At 52.0% G+C, this 7545-nt stretch carries 7 protein-coding genes; all 7 read left to right on the top strand.

The features are described 5' to 3' along the window. Window positions 1-1014: anthranilate phosphoribosyltransferase (trpD, locus tag VIN66_RS02615; RefSeq protein ID WP_331922540.1), on the top strand; the 1014-nt coding region annotated here is incomplete at its 5' end. Continuing rightward, a complete protein-coding gene (gene trpCF, locus VIN66_RS02610) occupies window positions 1007-2398 on the top strand; it encodes a bifunctional indole-3-glycerol-phosphate synthase TrpC/phosphoribosylanthranilate isomerase TrpF (RefSeq protein ID WP_331922539.1) in 1392 nt (463 codons plus the stop codon). The genes trpD and trpCF, both read left to right, overlap by 8 nt. After that, window positions 2391-3581, top strand: coding sequence for a tryptophan synthase subunit beta (trpB, locus tag VIN66_RS02605; RefSeq protein ID WP_134056367.1), 1191 nt, complete (start codon window positions 2391-2393; stop codon window positions 3579-3581). Before trpCF ends, trpB begins: the two co-directional genes overlap by 8 nt. Further along, the gene (trpA, locus tag VIN66_RS02600; protein ID WP_331922538.1) at window positions 3578-4378 is read left to right on the top strand and encodes a tryptophan synthase subunit alpha; all 801 of its coding nucleotides are present in this window, start codon (window positions 3578-3580) and stop codon (window positions 4376-4378) included. Before trpB ends, trpA begins: the two co-directional genes overlap by 4 nt. A gap of 136 nt (window positions 4379-4514) precedes the next feature. Next, the gene (locus tag VIN66_RS02595; protein ID WP_331922537.1) at window positions 4515-5003 is read left to right on the top strand and encodes a peptidylprolyl isomerase; all 489 of its coding nucleotides are present in this window, start codon (window positions 4515-4517) and stop codon (window positions 5001-5003) included. A 185-nt stretch (window positions 5004-5188) separates the two neighbouring features. Further along, window positions 5189-6277 carry a ferrochelatase gene (hemH, locus tag VIN66_RS02590; protein WP_331922536.1) on the top strand — a complete coding sequence of 363 codons (1089 nt, stop codon included), beginning with the start codon at window positions 5189-5191 and terminating at the stop codon, window positions 6275-6277. Window positions 6278-6282: 5 nt separating this feature from the next. Continuing rightward, on the top strand, window positions 6283-7545 hold a 1263-nt coding region (locus VIN66_RS02585; protein WP_331922535.1), incomplete at its 3' end, for a transglycosylase domain-containing protein.

Raw genomic sequence — 7545 nt, 5'->3', positions numbered from 1 at the left:
CATAGCCTCAGTGGTCAGGCGCTTAGCTTTGAGCAGGCTGAGCAGTTTTTCTCTGCCGTGGTTACCGGCGATGTCGACCCTGTACTGCTGACGGCTTTACTGGTCGCGCTGAAAATGCGCGGCGAAACCGCTGATGAAATTGCCGGTGCCGCCAGTGCCTTACGTGCTGCAGCGGCACCTTTTCCTGCGCGGATCAGTGGCAGTATCGACTGCTGTGGCACAGGTGGTGATGGCAGCAATACCATTAATATCTCCAGCACTGCCGCTATAGTGGGCGCGGCCATGGGGTTAAAAGTCGTTAAACATGGTAACCGCAGTGTGTCATCCCGTTCCGGCTCTGCCGATTTACTGGAACATCTGGGGGTTAATATTCAGCTGTCTGCACAGCAGGCGGCGGATACCTTGCAACAAACTAACTGCAGTTTTCTGTTTGCGCCTTTGTACCATACCGGCATAAAGCATGCGATGCCGGTGCGTAATGCGCTAAAAAGCCGGACGCTGTTTAACCTGCTGGGGCCACTGGTTAACCCTGCAGCACCTGACTATCAGTTACTCGGCGTATACGATCCTAAGTTGTGCCGTGTTATGGCACAGGCATTAAAGCAGCTTGGCCTGACTCGTGCGTGGGTGGTGCATGGCAGTGGTTGTGATGAAGTAGCGCTGCATGGCACCACCTATGTCTGTGAGCTAAAAGATGGCGTAATTACCGAGTTCAGCCTGACTCCGGACGACTTCGGCGTAAGCTTAATGCCTTTAAGTGCACTGGCCGGTGGTGAGCCGGGCGAAAATGCCGCAGCAACCAGGGCGATATTACAAGGCCAAGGCCAGGCCGCGCACAATACGGCGGTGGCAATCAATGTCGCAGCCATGCTGAAAATTGCCGGCTTGGGTGATGATCTAAAAGTGAATACCCGCGCCGTACTTGAGCTGCTGCAATCCGGCGGGGCTTACAATACCCTTAGCCAGTTTATTGCGCTGAGTCAGTCACAAGCCAAGGAGCAGCAACATGGCTGAACAAATGCCAAACGTGTTGGCAAAAATCGTTGCCCATAAACGTGATGAAGTCGCAAAGTTAAAACAGCAGTTACCGCTTAAGAGCTTCGCGGGCGAAGTGCTGCCAAGCCGGCGTGATTTTCTGGCCGCGCTGAAACAAAGTGGGCCACGCTTTATATTAGAGTGTAAAAAAGCCTCGCCATCCAAAGGGCTTATCCGCGCTGATTTTAATCTGCAAGAACTGGCGCAGGTATATAACCGCTATGCTGACTGCATTTCGGTACTGACCGATGAGCAATTCTTTCAGGGCAGTTATGACTACCTGCGCACTGTGCGTGCCCTGACTGACAAGCCTTTACTGCATAAAGACTTTATCATTGACAGCTACCAGATATACGCTGGCCGCCACTGTGGCGCAGATGCGGTGTTACTAATGTTGTCGGTGTTAGATGACGCGCAGTACCGTGAGCTGGCTGCTGTTGCACGAGAGCTGAATATGACAGTGCTGACCGAAGTCAGTAACGAAGAAGAAACGCGGCGGGCAGTGGCGTTGAATGCCGAACTTATTGGTATTAATAATCGCGATCTGCGCGATCTGAGCACCAACTTAGACACCAGCTTCAGGCTGGCAAAGCTTATTCCTGCTGACAGAACTGTGGTATCAGAGTCTGGCATTTACACTAACCAGCAAGTGCGGCATTTAGCCCAGGTAGCCGATGCCTTTTTAGTCGGCAGCTCACTGATGGCTGAAGCCAACTTAGCCCTTGCTACCCGTAAACTGGTGCAGGGCGAGCACAAAGTATGCGGCTTAACACGACCACAGGACGCTGAAGCCGCATACTCGGCCGGTGCTTATTACGGCGGCTTGATTTTTCACCCGGCATCACCGCGTTATATTACGCCAGAGCAAGCCGGAATAGTGCAGCAAGGCGCGCCACTGCAATATGTCGGTGTCTTTGTTAATGCCGATATCGAACTGGTAGCCCGGCAGGCGAAGCAGCTGAAACTAAGCGCGGTGCAGCTGCATGGCGAAGAAGATGATCGCTACCTGCAAAAGCTGCGCGCGCTGCTCGATGCCAGCTGTCAGATTTGGAAAGCCTACCGTGTCAAAGATGCCTTACCGGCTTTTACCACACTGGCAGATCGCATTTTGCTGGATGCGTTTCATCCGCAGCAACATGGTGGCAGCGGTATCAGCTTTGACTGGCAATTACTAACACAACAATCCTCCGCCGTGCCGCTGATGCTGGCAGGCGGCCTAAGCCCAGACAACTGCAGCAAAGCACTGACGCTGCCGGTGGCCGGGCTAGATTTTAATTCAGGGCTGGAAAGCGCACCAGGCTGCAAAGATGCAGCGAAAATCCAGTCAGCATTTACCAAAATCCGGGAATTTCATTATGAGTGAGCTAAAACTTAACCCTTACTTTGGCCAGTACGGCGGAATGTTTGTACCGCAATTACTGGTACCGGCACTGAAACAGCTGGAACAAGCTTACGTTGATGCGCTGGCCGATCCGGCTTTTCATGCCGAGTTTCAGCAACTGCTGACAGAATACGCCGGCAGGCCAACGCCTTTAACGCTGTGCCGCAATATTTCGCCTAACCCGAAAGTTAAAATTTACTTAAAACGCGAAGATTTACTGCATGGTGGTGCACATAAAACCAATCAGGTGCTCGGCCAGGCACTGCTGACTAAACGTATGGGCAAGCAGGAAGTGATAGCCGAAACCGGTGCCGGCCAGCATGGTGTTGCAACCGCCTTAGCCTGTGCTTTACTCGGGTTAAAGTGCCGAATTTACATGGGGGCTAAAGACATTGAACGCCAGCAACCGAATGTGTTTCGGATGAAGCTGATGGGCGCTACCGTTATACCTGTTACCAGTGGCAGCGGCACGCTGAAAGATGCGGTAAATGAAGCGATGCGTGATTGGTCTGCCAGTTACGACACCACGCACTATATGCTAGGCACTGCAGCCGGCCCTCACCCCTTCCCGACCATAGTACGTGACTTTCAGAAAATGATCGGCGAAGAAGCCAAGCAACAGCTGTTAAAAGCCGAAGGCAAACTGCCCGACGCCGTCATTGCCTGCGTTGGCGGTGGCTCAAATGCTATCGGCATGTTCGCCGACTTTATCGACGAGCCGGGTGTAAAACTGATTGGCGTAGAACCCGGCGGTAAAGGTATCGATACCCATCAGCATGGTGCAGCGCTGTCTACCGGTAGTTATGGTATTTTACATGGCGCCTATACCGCTATTATGCAAACCACTGATGGCCAGATTGAAGAGTCCTATTCTATCTCCGCCGGCCTCGATTATCCGGCCGTTGGCCCGCAGCATACCCATCTGCAACAAACCGGCCGCGCCAGTTACGTGGCCATCAACGATGATGAAGCTTTAGCGGCGTTTCAGCTACTGGCAAAAAGCGAAGGTATTATTCCGGCACTGGAGAGTTCCCATGCGCTGGCTCACGCATTGAAAATGGCAGAACAGGCAACCGAACCGACTGTACTGCTGGTGAATTTGTCCGGCCGTGGCGACAAAGATTTAGCCCATGTGCACAGTGTATTAGCAGGAGCGAAGTTATGAAGCGTTATCAACAGATGTTTACCCGCCTGCAGCAGCAAAACCGTGGTGCTTTTGTCCCTTTTGTCACTATCGGCGATCCGACAGCAGAGCTGTCATTTGAGATCATTAAAACGCTGATTGATGCCGGTGCCGATGCGCTGGAGCTGGGTATACCGTTTTCAGACCCCATTGCCGACGGCCCGACTATTCAGGGCGCCAATATCCGCGCCTTAGCCGCCGGTGTTACCCCGGCCATCAGCTTTGATATTATTGCCAGAATACGCTCTTACCATGCCACTATTCCTATTGGTTTATTGCTGTATTCAAATCTGGTGATGGCGCGTGGTATTGATAACTTTTATGCCCGGGCAGCCGCCGCCGGTGTTGATTCAGTATTGATTGCCGATGTGCCGCTGCATGAAAGCAAGCTATTCCGGCAAAGCGCTATCAAGCATGACATAGCGCCGATTTTTATCGTGCCACCTAATGTAGATGATGAAGACTTACGCCAGATAGCATCATATGGCCGCGGTTATACCTATCTGCTAAGCCGTGCCGGTGTAACGGGCACAGAAACGGCTGCGGCGATGCCCACTTCTGAGCTGATAAGCCGCATTCGCAGCTACAACCCGGCTCCGCCGCTACTGGGCTTTGGCATCTCGACACCGGCGCATGTTAAAGAGGCGTTAGCCAGTGGTGCCGCCGGGGCTATCTCGGGCTCAGCAATTGTTAAGCTTATCGAGCAACACCAGCATCAGCCGGAGCATTTACTGGCGCAGTTAACGCAATTTATCAGCAGTATGAAAGCAGCAACCTGATACCACTATCAGATTGCTATGCAGCAGAGCCCCAAACACGCCACTCATTTTGTGGCGTGTTTTTTCTTAAAGCTGTCGATTTTTACCGCCTCAGGCCCGATAATAACGGCTTTACGCCAACCGGACTCAAACTATTATGCAAATCAGTGACAACAGCGTTGTACAGTTTCATTACACCCTAAGTGACGCCAACAGCGGCGCGCAAATCGAAAGCTCACACGGCAGCCACCCATTACTGTATCTGCACGGTCATCAGCAAATGCTGCCGGCACTGGAGCAGCAACTAAGTGGTAAAGCTGCTGGCGACAAACTGGACGTCACGCTGACGCCAGCTGAGGCTTATGGCGAGCGCGACGAAAATGCGATTCAGAGTATTCAGGTAAAACACCTGCTGGGCGCTAAAAAATGGCAACCGGGTATGACAGCCGTAGTGCAAACCGAGCATGGCCAGCGTCAGGTAACTATCGTCAAAGTAGGTATGTTTAAAGCTGACGTTGACACCAACCACCCATTAGCCGGCAAAACCCTGCAGTTTGCTATCGACATTCTGTCGGTACGCGCGGCCACAGACGAAGAAATTGCTCACGGCCATGCCCATGGTGAAGGCGGCCATCACCATCACTAATGGTTATAGCGGGCCGTTTCGCAGCGGCCCTTTCCAATGCCGGTAACAAGATTAATTTTTCAACCCTCCTTACTTATCGGCGCTATAAACTGCTAAGATCGGCTCAGGCCTTAGATCAGCTAAACTGATATCGTTGTAATGCCGTACTGTCAGTTCCTTTTTAATAAAAGAGCAGCCGCCCTGTTATGCGCTATATCAATACGTCCGCCTTCGACCACAAACAAAATGACAAAATCGGTATCTTACTGACTAACCTCGGTACACCGGACGAGCCCACACCAAAAGCGTTAAAACGCTATTTAAAGCAGTTTTTATCAGATCCCCGTGTAGTTGAATTTCCGCGCCTGCTGTGGTGGTTTATTCTCAATGGTGTGATATTGCAGTTCAGACCCCGTCGCTCTGCTAAAGCCTATGCCACCGTATTTACCGAGCAGGGTTCACCACTGCTGTTTCATACTCAGGCACAGCGCGACGCTATCGCACAGCAGCTAAAGACAGATGGCCGAGACGATATCGTTGTTGAGTTTGCCATGCGTTATGGCAACCCCAGCTTCGATAGTGTACTGGACAAAATGTTCGCGCAAGGTGTGCGTAAACTGCTGGTTCTGCCGCTATATCCGCAATATTCAGCCTCAACGTCAGCATCCAGCTTTGATGAACTGTCACGCAACTTTATGCGCCGGCGCTGGCTACCTGACTTACGCTTCGTTTCGCACTACCCTGATTATCAGCCGTTTATCAGAGCCGCTGCCGATAAGATCCGCCGGCACTGGCACACTCATGGTCAGGCCGATAAACTGATATTGTCTTATCACGGCATCCCCAAACGCTACCTGTTAAACGGCGATCCCTATCACTGCGAGTGCTACAAAACTTCACGGTTAATAGCCACCGAACTTGGCCTGACAGAAGCGCAGTATCTGACAACGTTCCAGTCGCGCTTTGGCCGTGAAGAATGGTTAAAGCCATACACCGATGCCACTTTAAAATTGCTGCCGGCACAAGGCGTTACCAGTGTTCAGGTATTTTGCCCCGGCTTCTCTGCCGATTGCCTGGAAACCATTGAAGAAATCGGTGAAGAAAATAAAGAGTACTTCTTACATGCTGGCGGACAGCGTTATGAGTACATCAGCGCACTGAACGCAGAACCAGAGCACATTGCCGCGCTGTGCCAACTGATTTATGACAACCTGCACGGCTGGCAAAGCACCAACACAGATCACCGGGCGCTGCGTGCAGAGGCGTTACAACAGAAAATGCGGGAGCAAACCTAGCTTGTATGAGTGTATCGCAGAACCAAAAGCCCAGAACTGAACCTACGCTGCATGCCAAGCCCTTGCTGCAGCGCATGACGTTTGACAATGTCAGGGAAACACCTTACGTTGCACCTGAGCAACCACCGGTACGTTACTTACCCTGGCTGTTATTGATATTTCTCATCGTGCTGGTACTGGCCATTTATCAGGAAAGCCGCAATCATTTCTATCAGTCGGCATTCTGGCATTGGTATAGCAATAAACTCAGCTATCAGTTAAAAGACGGTGCGACAACGCAAATACACTACCCTGCTGCCGGCCCGTTTGATCAGCGTTTTGGTTACAGCCGTTTGCCAGTATGGATTGAAAAACTGCAGCAATCCGGCTTTCGCCTGACAGCTCAAAGCGAATTCTCGCCCGCTTTACAACAATACGCCGGGCTGGGTTTTTATCCCCCCTACACTGAGAAAAACAGTGCTGGCCTTTTGGTAAACAGCTGCCAGCAGCAAACCTTGTATAGTCATCAGGCGCCGGCAATGCAGTTTGATGATTTAACTAAAGTTGCGCCGCTGATTATCCAGAGCCTGCTGTTTGTTGAAGACAGAACCCTGCTGACACCCGAACATGTGCGGGCCAACCCGGTGCTAAATTTGCCACGTTTAGGCGCAGCTGTCTGGTCACAGCTGCAACGGGCTGCCGGTATTCCTGCCGCGCCGGCTGGCGGCAGCACACTGGCGACGCAACTGGAAAAGTATCGCCACAGTCCACAGGGGTTTACCTCTGATGTCGCAGACAAATTCCGCCAACTGGTTTCAGCCAGCGTCAGAGCTTATCAACATGGCCCTGATACCAGTATGACCAGACAGAGAATAGTGCTCGATTACATAAATACCGTGCCGCTTGCCGCTACGCCTGCCTACGGTGAAGTTAACGGTATGGCTGAAGGTTTATACGCCTGGTTCGGCGCGGATCCGGTAAAAGTAAGCCGGCTGTTGCAACAAGGCCCGCCATACACCGAACAGCAAGGCCAGGCCTTAAAGCAGATTATGGCGTTAATCATTGCACAGCGGCGACCGTCGTATTATCTGCTGCAGGGCAGAAATGAACTGGAGCAACTGAGTAACCGCCACCTGAACCTGATGCAGCAACAAGGCGTAGTGCCACCAGACCTGGCTGCTAAAGCTATGCAACAACCACTGCAATTTAATGGTAAAGCAGCACCTGCGGCGCCGTCTGGCGAGGATTTCAAAGCCAGTACCATGGTGCGAAACAGAGTCAGACAGTTA

Origin of the sequence: Rheinheimera sp. (assembly GCF_036568245.1) — a bacterium.
GTDB lineage: Bacteria > Pseudomonadota > Gammaproteobacteria > Enterobacterales > Alteromonadaceae > Alishewanella.
The sequence above is the reverse complement of the archived record's forward strand: the minus strand, read 5'-3'. Positions and strand labels throughout refer to the sequence as shown.